The 16,205-nt window shown below is 75.5% G+C and carries 11 protein-coding genes and 1 riboswitch; of the genes, 9 read left to right on the top strand and 2 right to left on the bottom strand.

The window, feature by feature from the left end:
• Positions 1-26: 26 nt before the first annotated feature.
• Together AC5K6T_RS06850 and AC5K6T_RS06845 are read right to left on the bottom strand one after the other, a co-directional pair.
• Positions 27-1,154 carry an alpha/beta hydrolase gene (locus AC5K6T_RS06850; RefSeq protein WP_493206512.1) on the bottom strand — a complete coding sequence of 376 codons (1,128 nt, stop codon included), beginning with the start codon at positions 1,152-1,154 and terminating at the stop codon, positions 27-29.
• A gap of 586 nt (positions 1,155-1,740) precedes the next feature.
• Positions 1,741-2,391 carry a class II aldolase/adducin family protein gene (locus tag AC5K6T_RS06845; RefSeq protein WP_493206510.1) on the bottom strand — a complete coding sequence of 217 codons (651 nt, stop codon included), beginning with the start codon at positions 2,389-2,391 and terminating at the stop codon, positions 1,741-1,743.
• Between the two features lie 650 nt (positions 2,392-3,041).
• Here AC5K6T_RS06845 and AC5K6T_RS06840 point away from each other — a divergent pair.
• The 9 genes from AC5K6T_RS06840 (at position 3,042) to cobI (ending at position 16,203) form a co-directional block, all read left to right on the top strand.
• Entirely contained in the window at positions 3,042-4,304 is a 1,263-nt protein-coding gene (locus AC5K6T_RS06840; RefSeq protein ID WP_493206509.1) for an inorganic phosphate transporter, read from the top strand.
• Between the two features lie 118 nt (positions 4,305-4,422).
• Entirely contained in the window at positions 4,423-4,644 is a 222-nt protein-coding gene (locus AC5K6T_RS06835; RefSeq protein WP_493206508.1) for a hypothetical protein, read from the top strand.
• 145 nt (positions 4,645-4,789) lie between these two features.
• Positions 4,790-4,941, top strand: a riboswitch (cobalamin riboswitch).
• 100 nt (positions 4,942-5,041) lie between these two features.
• A complete protein-coding gene (locus tag AC5K6T_RS06830; RefSeq protein WP_493206506.1) occupies positions 5,042-5,986 on the top strand; it encodes a cobalamin biosynthesis protein in 945 nt (314 codons plus the stop codon).
• The gene (locus AC5K6T_RS06825) at positions 5,983-7,491 is read left to right on the top strand and encodes a cobyric acid synthase (RefSeq protein ID WP_493206504.1); all 1,509 of its coding nucleotides are present in this window, start codon (positions 5,983-5,985) and stop codon (positions 7,489-7,491) included. Before AC5K6T_RS06830 ends, AC5K6T_RS06825 begins: the two co-directional genes overlap by 4 nt.
• A complete protein-coding gene (gene cobN, locus AC5K6T_RS06820) occupies positions 7,488-11,138 on the top strand; it encodes a cobaltochelatase subunit CobN (RefSeq protein WP_493206503.1) in 3,651 nt (1,216 codons plus the stop codon). The genes AC5K6T_RS06825 and cobN overlap by 4 nt, the downstream gene beginning before the upstream one ends.
• 106 nt (positions 11,139-11,244) lie before the next feature.
• The gene (locus AC5K6T_RS06815; RefSeq protein WP_493206502.1) at positions 11,245-13,236 is read left to right on the top strand and encodes a putative cobaltochelatase; all 1,992 of its coding nucleotides are present in this window, start codon (positions 11,245-11,247) and stop codon (positions 13,234-13,236) included.
• Complete coding sequence (gene cobO / locus AC5K6T_RS06810) at positions 13,236-13,844, top strand: cob(I)yrinic acid a,c-diamide adenosyltransferase (protein WP_493206501.1); 609 nt, start codon at positions 13,236-13,238, stop codon at positions 13,842-13,844. The genes AC5K6T_RS06815 and cobO overlap by 1 nt, the downstream gene beginning before the upstream one ends.
• Positions 13,845-13,885: 41 nt before the next feature.
• A complete protein-coding gene (locus tag AC5K6T_RS06805) occupies positions 13,886-15,475 on the top strand; it encodes a cobyrinic acid a,c-diamide synthase CobB (protein ID WP_493207395.1) in 1,590 nt (529 codons plus the stop codon).
• Positions 15,472-16,203, top strand: a complete 732-nt coding sequence (gene cobI / locus AC5K6T_RS06800) for a precorrin-2 C(20)-methyltransferase (RefSeq protein ID WP_493206500.1) — start codon at positions 15,472-15,474, stop codon at positions 16,201-16,203. The genes AC5K6T_RS06805 and cobI overlap by 4 nt, the downstream gene beginning before the upstream one ends.
• Positions 16,204-16,205 lie beyond the last annotated feature (2 nt).

The following is a 16,205-nucleotide window of genomic DNA, read 5'->3' as shown; positions in this document are numbered from 1 at the left end:
GGAACGTACGCGGCCGGTGACCGTCGTCACACCAGCGGGGTCAGGAAACGGCGCATGGCCTCCTGGTAGGCGGCCGGATCGGGGTTCCACATGGCGCCGTGCGGTGCGGCGGGCACGGTGCGCAGGGAGATCAGGCCGGGGCGGCGGCCGGCGAGCCGGCGGGTCGGGGTCCAGTTGGCCACGGTGTCGCCGGGCCCGTGGAAGATCAGGGCCGGCGCGGTGAGGGTGTCGGCCTCGGCGACCGTCCGGCCGGGGTCGCCGTGCAGGCCGGTGCGGCCCTGGGCGGCGCGGACGGCGAGCGGCAGCAGGGCGCCCGGGGTGTGGTGGGCGGCGGCCAGGGCGCGCAGGGTGGCCTGCCAGTCCAGCACCGGGGAGTCCAGGACCAGCCCGCGGACGCGCTCGCGGACGGCGGAGCGCACCGCGGTGTGCAGGCACATCGCCGCGCCGGTGGACCAGCCGAGCAGGATGACGCGCCGGGCGCCGTAGCGCACGGCGTAGCGGATGGCGGCGTCCACGTCGCGCCACTCGGTCTCGCCGAGGTGGTTGAGCCCGTCCGGGGAGCGGGGGGCGCCGAGGTCGCCGCGGTAGGCGAGGGCGAGGACGGGGAAGCGGAGGTGGTGCAGGAAGTCCATGACGTTCAGGACGAGTTCGCGGGTGGCGCCCAGGCCGTGCACCGCGATCACCCAGGTGTCGCGGGCCCCGGGCACGAACCACGCGGGCAGCGAGCCGAGTTCGGCGGGGATGTCGATGTCGGCGTGGTCCAGGCCGAGGGCGCTGGTGGGGTTGCCGACGTGCACGTTCGGGGTGAGCCAGACGTGGTCGCCCGGTTCGAGGCTGCCGTGGGTGACGCGTTCGAGGCGGCGTACGACGGTGTCGGCGGAGTGCGGGGCGGACTCCAGGACGGGTCCCACGACGGCGTGGCTGGCGTCGCCGGACAGGCCGTAGGTGCCGGGGCGCAGCGAGGCGAAGTCCCGGGTGAGGGTGACGCGACCGGCGGCCGTGCCGTGCACGGTGAGCCGTGGCTCGGTCGGCAGCGGGCGGCCGGGCGGCGCCTTCAGCGCGGCATCGCTGGCGAGGCGTCCGGCGGCGACTCCGGCCGCGCCGGCTGCCAGGGCGACGGTGACGGCGGCGGCCGTGGCGGTGACAGTGCGCACGGCTTCAGTGTCCCGGCGCTCCGGCCGGGCGGCCAGCGGACCGGAGCGTTCGAGGGGGCCGCCCTCACGCCGTCGGCTCGGGCTCACACCGTCCGGCCGCCCTCACGCCATCGGCTCGGGCTCACACCCTCCGGCCGCCCTCACGCCATCGGCTCAGGCTCACACCCTCCGGCCGCCCTCACGCCATCGGCTCAGGCTCACACCCTCCGGCCGTCCTCACGCCGTCGGCTCGGGCTCACACCGTCGGGTCGGGCCGGGGTCCGGTCCGCCGCGGCGGCATGAGGACGCTCCGACGGCTCCCGGGCCGGCCGGCCCGGCCGGGTCCCGGCGGAGCGGCCCGGGCAGTCGGCCGGGCCCGGCAGGCCACGCGCGTCCGGCGGACCTGGCGGGCCCCGCCCCGGAGGTGGCCCGCTGCCCGTCGCCCGCCGGCGTCAGGCCCCCGGCCCCGACCCCCGGGACCTCGGGCCCCGCTCTCCTGGCCCCGTGACCCCGGCTCCAGGCGCCCGAGCCCCGTGACCTCCGGCCCCGCTCTCCTGCCCCCGTGACCCGGCTCCCGGCTCCCGGCTCCCGGCTCCCGGCTCCCGGCTCAGTTTCCCTGCCGGCCGTATCCCTTCAGGCGCCGGCCCGCCTCGGTGAGCTGCTCGCGGGTCAGCAGGGCCGGTGTCAGGCCGGGGACGGAGGACGCCGTGAGCCAGACGCGGCACATCCATTCGAGCTGGGCCGTGCGGTCGTAGGCCTGGTCGAGGGTGGTGCCGTGGGCCAGGGTGCCGTGGTTCCGCAGCAGGCAGGCCGTGCGGTCGGCCAGGGCCCGGAGGGCGTGCGCGGCCAGTTCCTCGGAGCCGTAGGGCGCGTAGGGGGCCACCCGGACCGGGCCGCCCAGTGCCGCGGCCATGTAGTGCACGAGAGGGAGTTCGGGAACGAGGGTGGACACCGCGGTGGCGTGCACGGCGTGCGTGTGGACGATCGCGCGGGCGTCCGTGGCGCGGTACACGGCCAGGTGCAGGGGCAGTTCGCTGGTGGGTACCAGCTCCCCCAGCAGCTGTCTGCCGTCCGGGTCCGTCGCCGTGATGTCGTCCGGGCCGAGCCGGTCGTAGGGGACGCCCGACGGCGTGACGAGCACGGTGTCCCCGACCCGTACGGAGACGTTGCCGGAGGTGCCGACGACGAGACCGTCGGTGACGGTGCGCCGGGCCGTGGCGACGAGGTCAGCCCAGGCCGCGGCCTCGCCGGGAAGCACCGCGCGGCGCCGTGCCCCCGCCCCGGCCGGCCCGCCCGCCGCGCCCGCCCCACCGGCCTCCGTCCCGGGCTCCGCCGGCCGCCCGGCCCCTTCGGCCGCCGACCGCCCGGCCGCGGGCTCCGCCGGCCGCCCGGACCGCCCCGAGGGCCCGGCGCCCGCCGCTCCGGCGGCGTCCCCGGCAGCACCGGTGGCCGCCGGCGCCGCGCTCCGCCCGGCGGCCCGCTCCCCCGGCCCGGTCCCGGCCGCCGCCCCGGCCGCCGCCCCGGCCGCCGCCCCGCCGGCCGGGCCTCCGGCCCCCGCCGTCCCCCCGGGCACGCCTGTCTCGGCGCCCGGCGCGTTCCCGTGTTCGCGACGCTGCTCAGCCATGCCGCGATCCTTTCAGGCGTCCGGCGTGCAGGGGTGCCGGACCACGGCCGGACGGGAGGGTGACGAGGATCTCCTCCGCGATGGGCGGGGCCGACGGAGGGGCCGCGCTGAGGCCGTCCGAGGCCTGATGGAGCCTCGGTGGGGCGGAGCGCAGGCGCGGGACCCGGCCTGTGGAGCCGCACACCCCGCCACGGACACTCTGGAGACCTGCTGAGTTCACCTTTCGTTCACCTGGGTTACGTACGTTCAACCGGCCAATGACCTTCGAACGATTGCCTGGGTAAATGGAAAACCTCTCACTGATCCTCGCGATTGTGGTGATCACCGCACTCGCGTTCGATTTCACGAACGGTTTTCATGACACCGCCAACGCGATGGCCACGACCATCTCGACCGGTGCGCTCAAGCCCAAGGTCGCGGTGGCCATGTCCGCCGTCCTCAACCTTGTGGGTGCTTTCCTCTCCGTGGAGGTCGCGAACACGATCTCCAAGGGCCTGGTCGACGAATCGGGCATCCGTCCGGAGGTCATCTTCGCCGCCCTGGTCGGGGCGATCCTCTGGAACCTGGTGACCTGGCTGGTCGGTCTGCCCTCGTCGTCCTCGCACGCCCTGATGGGCGGTCTGATCGGCGCCACCATCGCCTCGGCGGGCGCCGGCGCGGTGCACGGCGACGTGCTGGTCACCAAGGTGCTGATCCCGGCGATCGCGGCCCCGCTGGTCGCGGGCGTCGCCGCGCTGTTCGCCACCCGGCTGACCTACGTCCTCGGCAGGAAGGCCTCCGGAAAGGCCGAGGCGAAGGGCTACCGCGCCGGGCAGATCGCCTCCGCCGGCCTGGTCTCGCTCGCCCACGGCACCAACGACGCCCAGAAGACGATGGGCATCATCACCCTGGCCCTGATCGCCGGCGGCTCCCTCGCCCCCGACTCCGACCCGCCGATGTGGGTCATCCTCTCCGCGGGCCTGGCGATCGCGCTCGGCACCTACCTCGGTGGCTGGCGCATCATCCGCACCATGGGCAAGGGCCTGACCGACCTCCAGCCGCAGCAGGGCTTCGCCGCCCAGACCAGCGCCGCGACGGTCATCCTCGCCTCCTCCCACCTCGGCTTCTCGCTCTCCACGACCCACTCGGTGTCCGGCTCCGTGATGGGCGCCGGCCTCGGCCGCAAGGGCGGCGTGGTCCGCTGGTCCACCGCGACCCGCATGTTCGTCGCCTGGGGCCTGACCCTGCCGGCCGCCGCGCTGGTCGCCGCGCTCGCCGAGTGGATCACCGGCCTCGGCGACTGGGGCACCGCGGTCGTGGCGGTCTTCCTGGTCGCCTCCAGCGCCGCCATCTGGAAGCTGTCCCGCCGCGAGGTCGTCAACCACGCGAACGTCAACCACCCGCACGGCGACGCCACCGAGGAGCCGTCCGGCGTGGTCACCAGCGCCATCGCCGCCGTGATCCCGCCGCCCACGGCCGCCGCGGCCGAGGAGGCCGCCGCCGTGGCGGCCTCGGTGCCCGCACCCGCGGGCCCCTCGGACCCGGCCGCCTCCGGCGCCACCGCCTGAACCCACACCCCTCCGGTACGCCCGACCGCACCGGTCCGCAGGAGCACACCGGTACGAAGGACCACACCGGTCCGCAGGACCACACACCGGTACGAAGGAACACGAAGGAAACAGCAGCATGAAGATCGACTGGGCGGCCCTCGGCTCCGTGTTCGGCGTCAGCCTCGTGGCCACCGTGGCTCTCGTGGGCCTGTTCACGCTCGGCGTCGTCGGCCTCTCCCACCGGGAACGGGCCCAGGAGCGGGGCGGTTCCGCCGCCCTCGCCGCCACCGGCGCCTACACCTGCTTCGCGGCCTGCGCGGCCGCGGTCGGCTACGGCATCTACCTGATCATGGCCTGACCGGCAGCACACCTCGCGCAGCGGCGGCGGGGCCGGGACCACGGTGTCCCGGCCCCGCCGCCTCGTGCTGCCCGCCCCGGGCCGCGCCACGGCCACGAGGACGGGGCCCACCCGGCCCGTGCGCTCCCGTCCCAGGTCAGCAGCCAGTTGACGGCCGTTCGGCGGTCGTGGTCAACTTCCTGGGCCAACTACGGCGGCAACGGAGGAAGCCGGTGTGAATCCGGCGCGGTCCCGCCACTGTCACCGGGGTAGACAACCCCGGGAGCCAGGAACTCCCGCCGCCGGTCTCGTCGAACCAGGGCGTGGACACCCTGAGTGAGGACACATCGCCATGCTCGGCTGCCGAACACGGCCCACCACCCCTGCTCCGCCCGCCCTCCCGGCCGGCTGAGCCGCGATGCGTGCCGCCCGCATCCACGCGTACGGCGCCGCCCTCGGCCTTCTCGGCGACCTCCTGCTCGGCGATCCGCGCCGCGGCCACCCGGTCGCCGCGTTCGGCCGTGCCGCGGCCGTCACGGAGCGGCTGCTGTGGCGTGACCACCGCGGCTGGGGCGCCCTGCACACCGCGCTGTGCGTGGGCGGCACGGCCGCCCTCGGGGCCGCGGCCGCGCGCGCCGTACACCGCTCCCCCGCCGCCTCCGTCGCGCTGACCGGCGCCGCCACCTGGGCCGTCGTCGGCGGCACCTCGCTGGCCCGGGAGGCCCGCGCCGTCGGCCGGTCGCTCGACCGGGGCGACCTCGGCGCCGCGCGCGCCCGGCTGCCCCACCTGTGCGGCCGCGACCCGCAGGCGCTCGACGCCGACGGGATCGCCCGCGCCGTGGTGGAGTCCGTCGCCGAGAACACCTCCGACGCGGTCGTCGGCGCACTGGTGTGGGGCGCGGTCGCCGGAGTGCCCGGTCTGCTCGGCTTCCGCGCCGTCAACACCCTGGACGCGATGGTGGGCCACCGCTCGCCGCGCCACCTGCGCCACGGCTGGGCCGCCGCCCGCCTGGACGACCTCGCGGGCTGGCCCGGCGCGCGGCTGACCGCCGCGCTCGCCGCGGCCGCCGGACCCGACCCGCGCGGCGCGGTCCGCGCCTGGCGGGCCGACGCCGGCCGGCACCCCAGCCCCAACGCCGGCCCCGTGGAGGCCTCCTTCGCGGGCGCCCTCGGCGTGCGGCTCGGCGGCACCCTGGCCTACGGCGGACGCACCGAGCACCGGCCCGTCCTCAACGCGGCGGCAGGCCGGGCCGTCGCCGCCGCCGACATCGACCGGGCGGTACGGCTCTCCCGCCGGGTCGGCTGGCTCGCGCTCGGCGTCACCGTCGCCGCGCGCCTGATCGTGGAGAGGCGGAAGAAGTGAGCGGAGGCCTCCTCGTCGCGGGCACCACCTCCGACGCGGGCAAGAGCGTCGTCACGGCCGGCATCTGCCGCTGGCTGGCGCGCCAGGGCGTGAAAGTGGCGCCGTTCAAGGGGCAGAACATGTCCCTCAACTCGTTCGTGACCCGCGAGGGCGCGGAGATCGGCCGCGCCCAGGCCATGCAGGCGCAGGCCTGCCGGATCGAACCGACCGCGCTGATGAACCCGGTGCTGCTCAAGCCCGGCGGCGAGCGGAGCAGCCAGGTGGTGCTGCTGGGCAGGCCCGTGGGCGAGCTCAGCGCACGCGGCTACCACGGCGGCCGGCAGCAGCAGCTGCTCGGCACCGTGCTGGACTGCCTGGCCGAACTGCGGGGCAGGTATGACGCGGTGATCTGCGAGGGGGCGGGCAGTCCGGCCGAGATCAACCTGCGCCGGACCGACATCGTGAACATGGGGATCGCGCGCGGCGCGAACCTGCCCGTGCTCGTCGTCGGCGACATCGACCGCGGCGGCGTGTTCGCGTCGTTCTTCGGCACGCTCGCCCTGCTCTCGGCCGAGGACCAGGCGCTGGTCGCCGGGTTCCTGGTCAACAAGTTCCGCGGGGACGTGTCCCTGCTGGAGCCCGGCCTGGACCTGCTGCACGGCCTCACCGGGCGCCGCACGCTCGGCGTGCTGCCGTACCGGCACGGGCTGGGCATCGACGAGGAGGACGGGCTGCGGGTGTCGCTGCGCGGGGCGGTCCGTGAGGCGCCGGTTGCCGCGCCTCACGGTGAGGACGTGCTGCGGGTCGCCGTCTGCGCCGTCCCGCTGATGTCGAACTTCACGGACGTGGACGCGCTGGCCGCCGAACCGGGCGTGCTGGTGCGGTTCGCGGACCGGCCCGAGGAACTGGCCGACGCCGACCTCGTGGTCGTGCCCGGCACCCGCGGGACCGTCCGCGCCCTGGAGTGGCTGCGCGAGCGGGGGCTGGCCGAGGAGCTCGCCCTGCGGGCCGCGGCCGGCCGGCCCGTCCTCGGCATCTGCGGCGGCTTCCAGGTCCTCGGCGAGGAGATCGACGACGAGGTCGAGTCGCGGGCCGGCCGGGTGCCGGGCCTCGGGCTGCTCCCGGTGCGGGTGCGGTTCGCCCGTGAGAAGACCCTCGCCCGCCCCGCCGGAGAGGCCTTCGGCGAACCCGTCGAGGGCTACGAGATCCACCACGGCGTCGCCTCCGTCGAGGGCGGCGAGCCGTTCCTGGACGGCTGCCGGTCCGGCCGCACGTGGGGCACCCACTGGCACGGCTCGCTGGAGTCGGACGGCTTCCGGCGGGCCTTCCTGCGCGAGGTCGCCGCCGCCGCGGGCCGCCGCTTCGTGCCCGCCCCCGGCACCTCGTTCGCCGCGCTGCGCGAGGAGCAGCTCGACCGGCTCGGCGACCTGATCGAACACCACGCGGACACGGACGCGCTGTGGCGGCTCATCGAGTCCGGCGCGCCGCACGGACTGCCTTTCCTTCCCCCGGGAGCGCCCGCATGAGCACAGTGTTGTTGTTGTCCAGCGCCGACACGGACCTGCTGGCCGCCCGCGCCTCCGGCGCGCCCTACCGGATCGGCAACCCGGCCCGGGTGGACGTCGCGCAGGAGCTGCCGGGGCTGGTCGAGGGCGCGCGGATCGCCGTCGTACGGCTGCTCGGCGGCAAGCGGGCCTGGGAGGAGGGGCTCGCCGTGCTGAAGGCGTCGGGCGTCCCCACCGTGCTCCTGGGCGGCGAGGCCGTGCCGGACGCGGAGTTGATGGCCGAGTCGAGCGTACCGGCCGGGGTGGTCGCCGAGGCGCTGAAGTACCTGGTCGAGGGCGGACCGGCGAACCTGGCGGAGCTGGCCCGCTTCCTGTCCGACACCGTGCTGCTGACCGGTGAGGGCTTCGCCGCGCCGCGGCGGATGCCCGAGTACGGGGTGCACGGGACGCGCCCGCACACCGAGGGCCGCCCGACCGTGGGCGTGCTCTTCTACCGCGCCCACGAGCTGAGCGGCAACACCGCGTTCGTGGACACCCTGTGCGACGCGATCGAGGCGCGCGGCGCCAACGCCCTGCCCGTGTACTGCGGTTCGCTGCGCGGGGCGGACCCGGAGCTGTACGGGATCCTGGCCGGCGCCGACGCCCTGGTCGCCACCGTCCTCGCCGCGGGCGGCACACACGCCTCGCAGGCCTCCGCGGGCGGCGACGAGGAGGCCTGGGACGTCGGCGCGCTCGCCGACCTGGACGTGCCGGTGCTGCAGGGGCTCTGCCTGACCTCCTCGCGCGCCGCGTGGGAGGCGTCGGACGCCGCGCTCTCCCCGATGGACGCGGCGATGCAGGTGGCCATCCCGGAGTTCGACGGGCGTCTGATCACGGTGCCGTTCTCCTTCAAGGAGCCGGGTCCGGACGAGGTCCCGGTGTACGTCGCCGACCCGGAGCGCGCCGGACGCGTGGCCGGGATCGCCGTACGGCACGCGCGGCTGCGGCACAAGCCGAACGCCGAGAAGAAGCTCGCGCTGGTGTTCACCGCGTACCCGACCAAGCACGCGCGGGTCGGCAACGCGGTCGGCCTGGACACGCCGGCGTCGGCGGTGCGCGTGCTGGACGCCCTGAAGGACGCCGGGTACGGCGTGACCGGGTACCCCTCCGGCGGCGACGAGCTGATCCACCGGCTCATCGAGGCCGGCGGCCACGACGTGGAGTGGCTGACCGAGGAGCAGCTGTCGGCCGCGCCCGCGCGGGTGCCGCTCGCCGACTACCGGGAGTGGTTCGAAAGGCTCGACCCCGGGCTCCGGGACGCGATGGCCGAGGCCTGGGGCGAGCCGCCGGGCTCGCTCTACGTCGACGGGGAGGACATCGTGCTCGCCTCCCTCCGGTTCGGGAACGTCGTCGTGATGATCCAGCCGCCGCGCGGCTTCGGCGAGAACCCGATCGCGATCTACCACGACCCCGACATGCCGCCGTCGCACCACTACATGGCGGCCTACCGCTGGCTGGAGCACGGCTTCGGCGCCGACGCGATCGTGCACATGGGCAAGCACGGCACGATGGAGTGGCTGCCCGGCAAGGGCCTCGGCCTGAGCGGGGGCTGCGCCCCCGACGCCGTCCTCGGCGACCTCCCGCTGATCTACCCGTTCATCGTCAACGACCCGGGCGAGGGCACCCAGGCCAAGCGGCGCGGGCACGCCACCGTCGTCGACCACCTGGTGCCGCCGATGGCACGCGCCGACACCTACGGCGACCTGGCCAAGCTGGAGCAGCTGCTCGACGAGTACGCCCTGGTCAGCGATCTCGACCCGGCGAAGGCCCCGGCCGTGCGGGCGCAGATCTGGACGCTGGTGAAGGCGGCCGAACTGCACCACGACCTGCAGGTCGACGCGCAGCCGGACGAAGACGACTTCGACGAGTTCGTGATGCACATCGACGGCTATCTGTGCGAGATCAAGGACGTGCAGATCCGCGACGGCCTGCACGTCCTGGGCGGGGGGCCGGTCGGCGAGCCGCGGGTGAACCTGGTGCTGGCGGTGCTGCGGGCCTCGCAGGTGTGGGGCGGCAGGGCCGACGCGCTGCCGGGCCTGCGGGCCTCGCTGGCCGCCCACTTCGGGCTGGCCGAGAAGGAGCTGCTGGCCGAGCCGGGTGCCCCGGTGAAGGTGCCGGCGGAGCTGACGGACCTGGTCCAGGGCCCGGCGCGGACCGGCTCCGACGCCGTCGACCTGCTGGAGCAGCTGTGCCGGCGGATCGCCGAGGGCATGGAGGCGCGGGACTGGGCGGTCGAGGCCGGCCCGGAGCTGGTGCGTGAGGTGCTGGGCACCGAACCCACCGACGCCGTCAGGGTGCTGGAGTTCGCGAGCACCGAGGTCGTGCCGCGGCTCGCGCGCACCACGGACGAGATCGGTCACATCCTGCGGGCCCTGGACGGCGGCTACGTCCCGGCGGGCCCCTCCGGCTCCCCGACGCGCGGCCTGGTCAACGTGCTGCCGACCGGCCGGAACTTCTACTCCGTCGACCCCAAGGCGATCCCCTCGCGGCTGAGCTGGGAGACCGGCCAGTCGCTGGCGGACTCGCTCGTTCAGCGCTACCTCAGCGACAACGGCACGTATCCGCAGTCCGTCGGCCTGACGGTCTGGGGCACCTCCGCGATGCGCACCCAGGGCGACGACATCGCCGAGATCCTGGCGCTGCTGGGCTGCCGTCCGGTGTGGGACGACGCCTCACGGCGGGTCACCGGCTTCGAGGTGGTCCCCCTGGCCGAGCTGGGCCGCCCGCGCATCGACGTCACGGTCCGTATCTCCGGCTTCTTCCGGGACGCGTTCCCGCACGTGGTGGGGCTGATCGACGACGCGGTGCGGGCGGTGGCCGAACTGGACGAGCCGGCCGACCGGAACTTCGTGAAGGCCCACGCCGACGAGGACACCGCCGGGCACGGCGACCGCCGCCGGGCGACGGCCCGGATCTTCGGCTCCAAGCCGGGCGCCTACGGCGCGGGTCTGCTGCCGCTGATCGACGCCCGCAACTGGCGCTCGGACGCCGACCTCGCCGAGGTGTACGCCGTCTGGGGCGGCTACGCCTACGGCCGCGGGCTGGACGGGCGGGCGGCGCGCGGCGACATGGAGACGGCGTTCCGGCGGATCGCGGTGGCGGCGAAGAACGTGGACACGCGTGAGCACGACATCCACGACGCGGACGACTACTTCCAGTACCACGGCGGCATGGTCGCGATGGTGCGGCATCTGACGGGGGCGAACCCCGAGGCGTACGTGGGTGACTCCGCCGTACCGGATCAGGTGCGAACGCGGACGCTGGGCGAGGAGACCCACCGGGTCTTCCGGGCCCGTGTGGTGAACCCCCGGTGGATGAGCGCCATGCGCAGGCACGGCTACAAGGGTGCCTTCGAGATGGCCGCGACCGTGGACTACCTGTTCGGGTACGACGCCACCGCGGGCGTGGTCGACGACTGGATGTACGAGAAGCTCGCCTCCGAGTACGTCTTCGCCCCGGAGAACCGGGAGTTCATGCGGCAGTCCAACCCGTGGGCCCTGCGGGGCATCACCGAGCGCCTGCTGGAGGCGGCGGACCGCGGGCTCTGGGCGGAGCCGGACCGGGAGACCCTGGACCGCCTCCGCGCGACCTACCTCGAACTCGAGGGAGATCTGGAGGGGGACGGATGACCTCCTCGGGGACCCCCGCGAGGGCGGGAAGCACGCTCCGCGTGACGTGCGAGCGGCGAGCGTTCGATCCATTCGGCAAGGCATCACCCGAAGGAGTGATCACCGCGTGAACACGCCCTACCCGTTCACCGCCATCGTCGGTCAGGACAACCTGCGTCTGGCACTCCTGCTCAACGCGGTGAGCCCCGCGGTCGGTGGCGTCCTGGTGCGTGGCGAGAAGGGCACGGCCAAGAGCACGGCTGTGCGCGCGCTGTCGGCGCTTCTCCCGGAGGTGAGCGTCGTACCCGGCTGCCGTTTCTCCTGCGACCCGGCCTCGCCCGACCCCGGGTGCCCGGACGGACCGCACGACTCGGGCGCGGCGGCCGACCGTCCCGCCCGCCTCGTCGAGCTGCCGGTCGGAGCCTCCGACGACCGTCTGGTCGGCGCGCTGGACATCGAGCGTGCCCTGGCCGAGGGCGTGAAGGCCTTCGAGCCGGGCCTCCTGGCCCAGTCCCACCGCGGCATCCTGTACGTCGACGAGGTCAACCTCCTGCACGACCATCTGGTCGACGTTCTGCTGGACGCGGCGGCGATGGGGGCCTCGTACGTGGAGCGCGAGGGTGTCTCCGTGCGGCACGCGGCCCGCTTCCTGCTGGTCGGCACCATGAACCCCGAGGAGGGCGAGCTGCGCCCCCAGCTCCTCGACCGGTTCGGGCTGACCGTCGAGGTCACCGCCTCGCGCGAGCCCGACGAGCGGGTGGAGGTCGTCAGGCGGCGGCTGGAGTACGACACCGGCCCCGACGCGTTCACCGCGCGGTGGGCCGAGGAGGAGGCCGCTGTCCGGCGACGGATCAGCGCCGCGAGGAAGGTGCTGCCGCAGGTACGGCTGGGCGACAGCGCGCTCCGGCAGATCGCGACCGTGTGCAGTGCCTTCGAAGTGGACGGCATGCGCGCCGACATCGTGATGGCGCGCACCGCCACGGCGCTGGCGGCCTGGGCCGGGCGGACGGACGTGCTGGCGGAGGACGTACGGCAGGCCGCGCTGCTCGCGCTGCCGCACCGCCGGCGCCGCAACCCCTTCGACGCGCCGGGGCTGGACGAGGACAGGCTCGACCGGACGCTGGAGGAGTCGGCCGGCTCCGATGACGACGATCCCGACCCCGGTCCGGACGGTCCCGGAGGCGGGGGCGGCGGTCAGCCGTCGCCGGACGCGGGACCCGGGGGCGGGGACACCGCCGCGCGGCCCGAGGCCGGTGAGGGCGGAGAGCCGGGGGCCTCCGGGGCGTCGGAGCAGTCCGCGGTGCGGGCCGCGGAGCCGTACCGGACGAAGGTGCTCAGCGTGCCCGGGATCGGCCGGGGTGCCGCCGGGCGGCGCTCGCGGGCACGCTCCGAGCACGGGCGGACGACCGGGGCCCGGCGGCCGCGCGGCACGCTGACGAAGCTGCATCTCGCGGCGACCGTGCAGGCGGCGGCCCCGCACCAGCGGGCGCGCGGACGGTCCGGGCCGGGGCTGGTCGTGCGGCGGGACGATCTGCGTCAGGCGGTCCGGGAGGGGCGCGAGGGCAACCTCGTCCTCTTCGTGGTCGACGCCTCGGGATCCATGGCCGCCCGGCAGCGGATGGGCGCCGTCAAGGGTGCGGTGCTGTCGCTGCTGCTCGACGCCTACCAGCGGCGCGACAAGGTGGGGCTGGTGACCTTCCGGGGTTCCGACGCCGAGATCGCGCTGCCGCCGACCTCCTCGGTGGACGCCGCCGCGGCACGGCTCGCATCGCTGCCCACCGGTGGGCGCACGCCGCTGGCGGCGGGACTGCTCAAGGCGCACGAGGTGCTGCGGGTGGAGCGGCTGCGGGACGCGGCACGGCGGCCGCTGGTCGTCGTGGTGACCGACGGACGGGCGACGGGCGGGCCGGAGCCGCTGCTGCTCGCCTCCAGGGCGGCCGGGCTGTTCGCCGCCGACGCGGTCGCCTCGGTGGTCGTGGACTGCGAGTCGGGACCGGTACGGCTGGGGCTCGCCGGGAAGCTCGCGGGCGAGCTGGGCGGGACCGCGGTCACGCTGGAGGAACTGCGGGCGGACAGCATCGCCGCACTGGTGAGGGACGTGCAGGGGAGGGCCGCGTAATGCCTCAGGGACAGCCGAGTGTGATCCCGGACGACGGACTGACGACCCGGCAGCGGCGCAACCGGCCGCTGGTCGTGGTGCACACGGGCGTCGGCAAGGGCAAGTCGACCGCGGCGTTCGGGCTGGCGCTGCGGGCCTGGAACCAGGGCTGGCCGATCGGGGTGTTCCAGTTCGTCAAGTCGGCGAAGTGGAAGGTCGGCGAGGAGAACGCGCTGCGGGTGCTCGGTGCCTCGGGTCAGGGCGGCACCGTCGCCTGGCACAAGATGGGCGAGGGCTGGTCCTGGGTGCAGCGCGGTCTCCAGGGGGACAACGTCAGCAACGAAGAGAAGGCCCGCGAGGGCTGGGAGCAGGTCAAGCGGGACCTGGCCGCCGAGACGTACCGGCTCTATGTGCTGGACGAGTTCGCGTACCCGATGCACTGGGGCTGGATCGACACCGACGAGGTCGTCGACGTGCTGCGGAACCGTCCCGGCACCCAGCATGTGGTGATCACCGGACGCAACGCGCCCGCGGAGCTGGTGGACTTCGCCGACCTCGTCACCGACATGTCCAAGGTCAAACACCCGATGGACGCGGGCCAGAAGGGCCAGAGGGGCATCGAGTGGTGACCTCCGCGGCGTCCGCGGCGCCGGTGACACGCGCGGCGCCGGTGCCGTCCGCGGGGTCCGCGGCGTCGGTGCCCCGGCTGGTCGTCGCCGCGCCCTCGTCCGGCAGCGGCAAGACCACCGTGGCCACGGGGCTGATGGCCGCGTTCGCCGCGCGGGGGCTCGCCGTGTCGCCGCACAAGGTCGGGCCGGACTACATCGACCCCGGCTACCACACGCTCGCGACCGGCCGGGCCGGGCGGAACCTGGACGCCTACCTGTGCGGGACCGCGCTGGTCGCGCCGCTGTTCCTGCACGGGGCCCGCGGCTGCGACATCGCCGTCGTCGAGGGCGTGATGGGGCTCTACGACGGCGCCGCCGGGGAGGGGGAGCTGGCCTCCACCGCGCAGGTCGCCACGCTGCTGCGGGCCCCGGTCGTGCTGGTCGTGGACGCCTCGTCGCAGTCGCGGTCGGTGGCCGCGCTGGTGCACGGCTTCGCCTCCTGGGACCCCCAGGTCCGCATCGGGGGCGTCATCCTGAACAAGGTCGCCTCGGACCGGCACGAGGAGCTGCTGCGCGAGGCGCTGGACGCCACCGGGGTGACGGTGTTCGGCGCGCTGCGCCGGGCGCGGCAGGTGGAGACGCCGTCCCGGCACCTGGGCCTGGTGCCGGTCGCCGAACGCCGCTCCGCCGCGGTGGCCGCGGTCGCGGCGATGGCCGCGCAGGTCGCCGACGGGTGCGACCTGGAGGGACTGGCGGCGCTCGCCCGCACCGCGGGACCGCTGCCGGACACCCCGTGGTCGCCGGCCGACGCCCTGGCCACCGCCGGACCCGCGCCCGAGCCCGCATCCGCGCACCCGCCCGGTCCGGCCGGGGGCCCGGACCCGCGGGCGACGGCGCGTGCGGGGGCGCGCACGGCAGCGGCCGGCGGGGGTCGCACGCCCGCGCGGACCGCGACGACCACACCGACCCCGCAGGCGACACAGACGTTGCGGACCACGCAGACGGTGACGGCCGCCCGGACCGCCCTCGCCGCCGCCGGCCGTACCGCGGCGCCGGTCGTGGCCGTCGCGGGCGGCCCCGCGTTCACCTTCTCCTACGCCGAGCACACCGAGCTGCTCACCGCCGCGGGAGCAGAGGTCGCCGTCTTCGACCCGCTGCACGACCCACACCTGCCCCCGGGCACCCGAGGCCTGGTCATCGGGGGCGGGTTCCCCGAGGTGTACGCGGCCGAGCTGTCGGCCAACGAGCCGCTGCGCACGGCCGTCGCCGCCCTGGCCCGCGGCGGCGCGCCGGTGGCCGCCGAGTGCGCCGGGCTGCTCTACCTGTGCCGGGAGCTGGACGGGCAGCCCCTGTGCGGGGTGCTCGACGCCACCGCCCGCATGAGCGGGCGGCTGACCCTCGGCTACCGGGACGCGGTCGCGGTGTCCTCCAGCGTGCTCGCCGAGGCGGGCACCCGCCTGCGCGGGCACGAGTTCCACCGCACGGTCCTCGAGCCGGGCGCCGGGGCGGCTCCCGCCTGGGGGCTGCGCGCCCCTGAACGCCGCGTCGAGGGCTTCGTACAACAGGGAGTGCACGCGAGTTACCTGCACACGCACTGGGCGGCCGCGCCCGGTGCGGCCCGTCGGTTCGTGGAGAGGTGCCGGACGTCATGAGCAGCAGCCTGACCGGGGTCGGAGTGGGCCCCGGGGACCCCGAACTGGTGACCGTCAAGGGCGTCAACGCACTGCGCGACGCGGGCGTCGTCGTGGTCCCGGTGATGGACACCGGGGAGCGCGGGCGCGCCGAGGCGACCGTGCTGCACTACGTGCCCCCGGAGCGAGTCGTCCGGGTGGTGTTCGCGCTGAACGAGCGCACCGACCGGGCGCGCCGCGAGGCCGCCTGGGACGCCGCGGGCGCCCGGGTGGCCGGCCTGCTGCGGGAGCACGGCAGCGTCGCCTTCGCCACCATCGGGGACCCCAACGTCTACTCGACGTTCACGTACCTCGCGCAGACCGTGTGCGCGCTCGTGCCGGGCGTCCGGGTGCGGACGGTTCCCGGCATCACCGCCATGCAGGACCTCGCCGCCCGGTCCGGGACGGTCCTGGCCGAGGGCACCGAACCGCTGACGCTGGTGCCGGTCACCGCCGGGGCGGCCGTGCTGAAGGAGGCGCTGGCCGGTACCGGCACGGTGGTGGCGTACAAGTTCGGGCGGCAGGCCGGCGAGGTCGCCGAGGCGCTGCGGGAGACCGGCCGGACCGGCGACGCCGTGTGGGGGGCCTCGCTCGGCCTGCCCGGGGAGATCGTCCGCCCGGCCGGCGGTCTCGACGGCGAACCGCTGCCCTACCTGTCGACGCTGATCGCGCCCGCGCGGCGCGAGGGCGGGCGGGGCGGCCGGCTGTGAGC

The sequence above is a fragment of the Streptomyces sp. B8-7 genome, from assembly GCF_058833805.1.
Note: the sequence above shows the minus strand (reverse complement) of the source record. Positions and strands in the feature narration are given on the sequence as shown.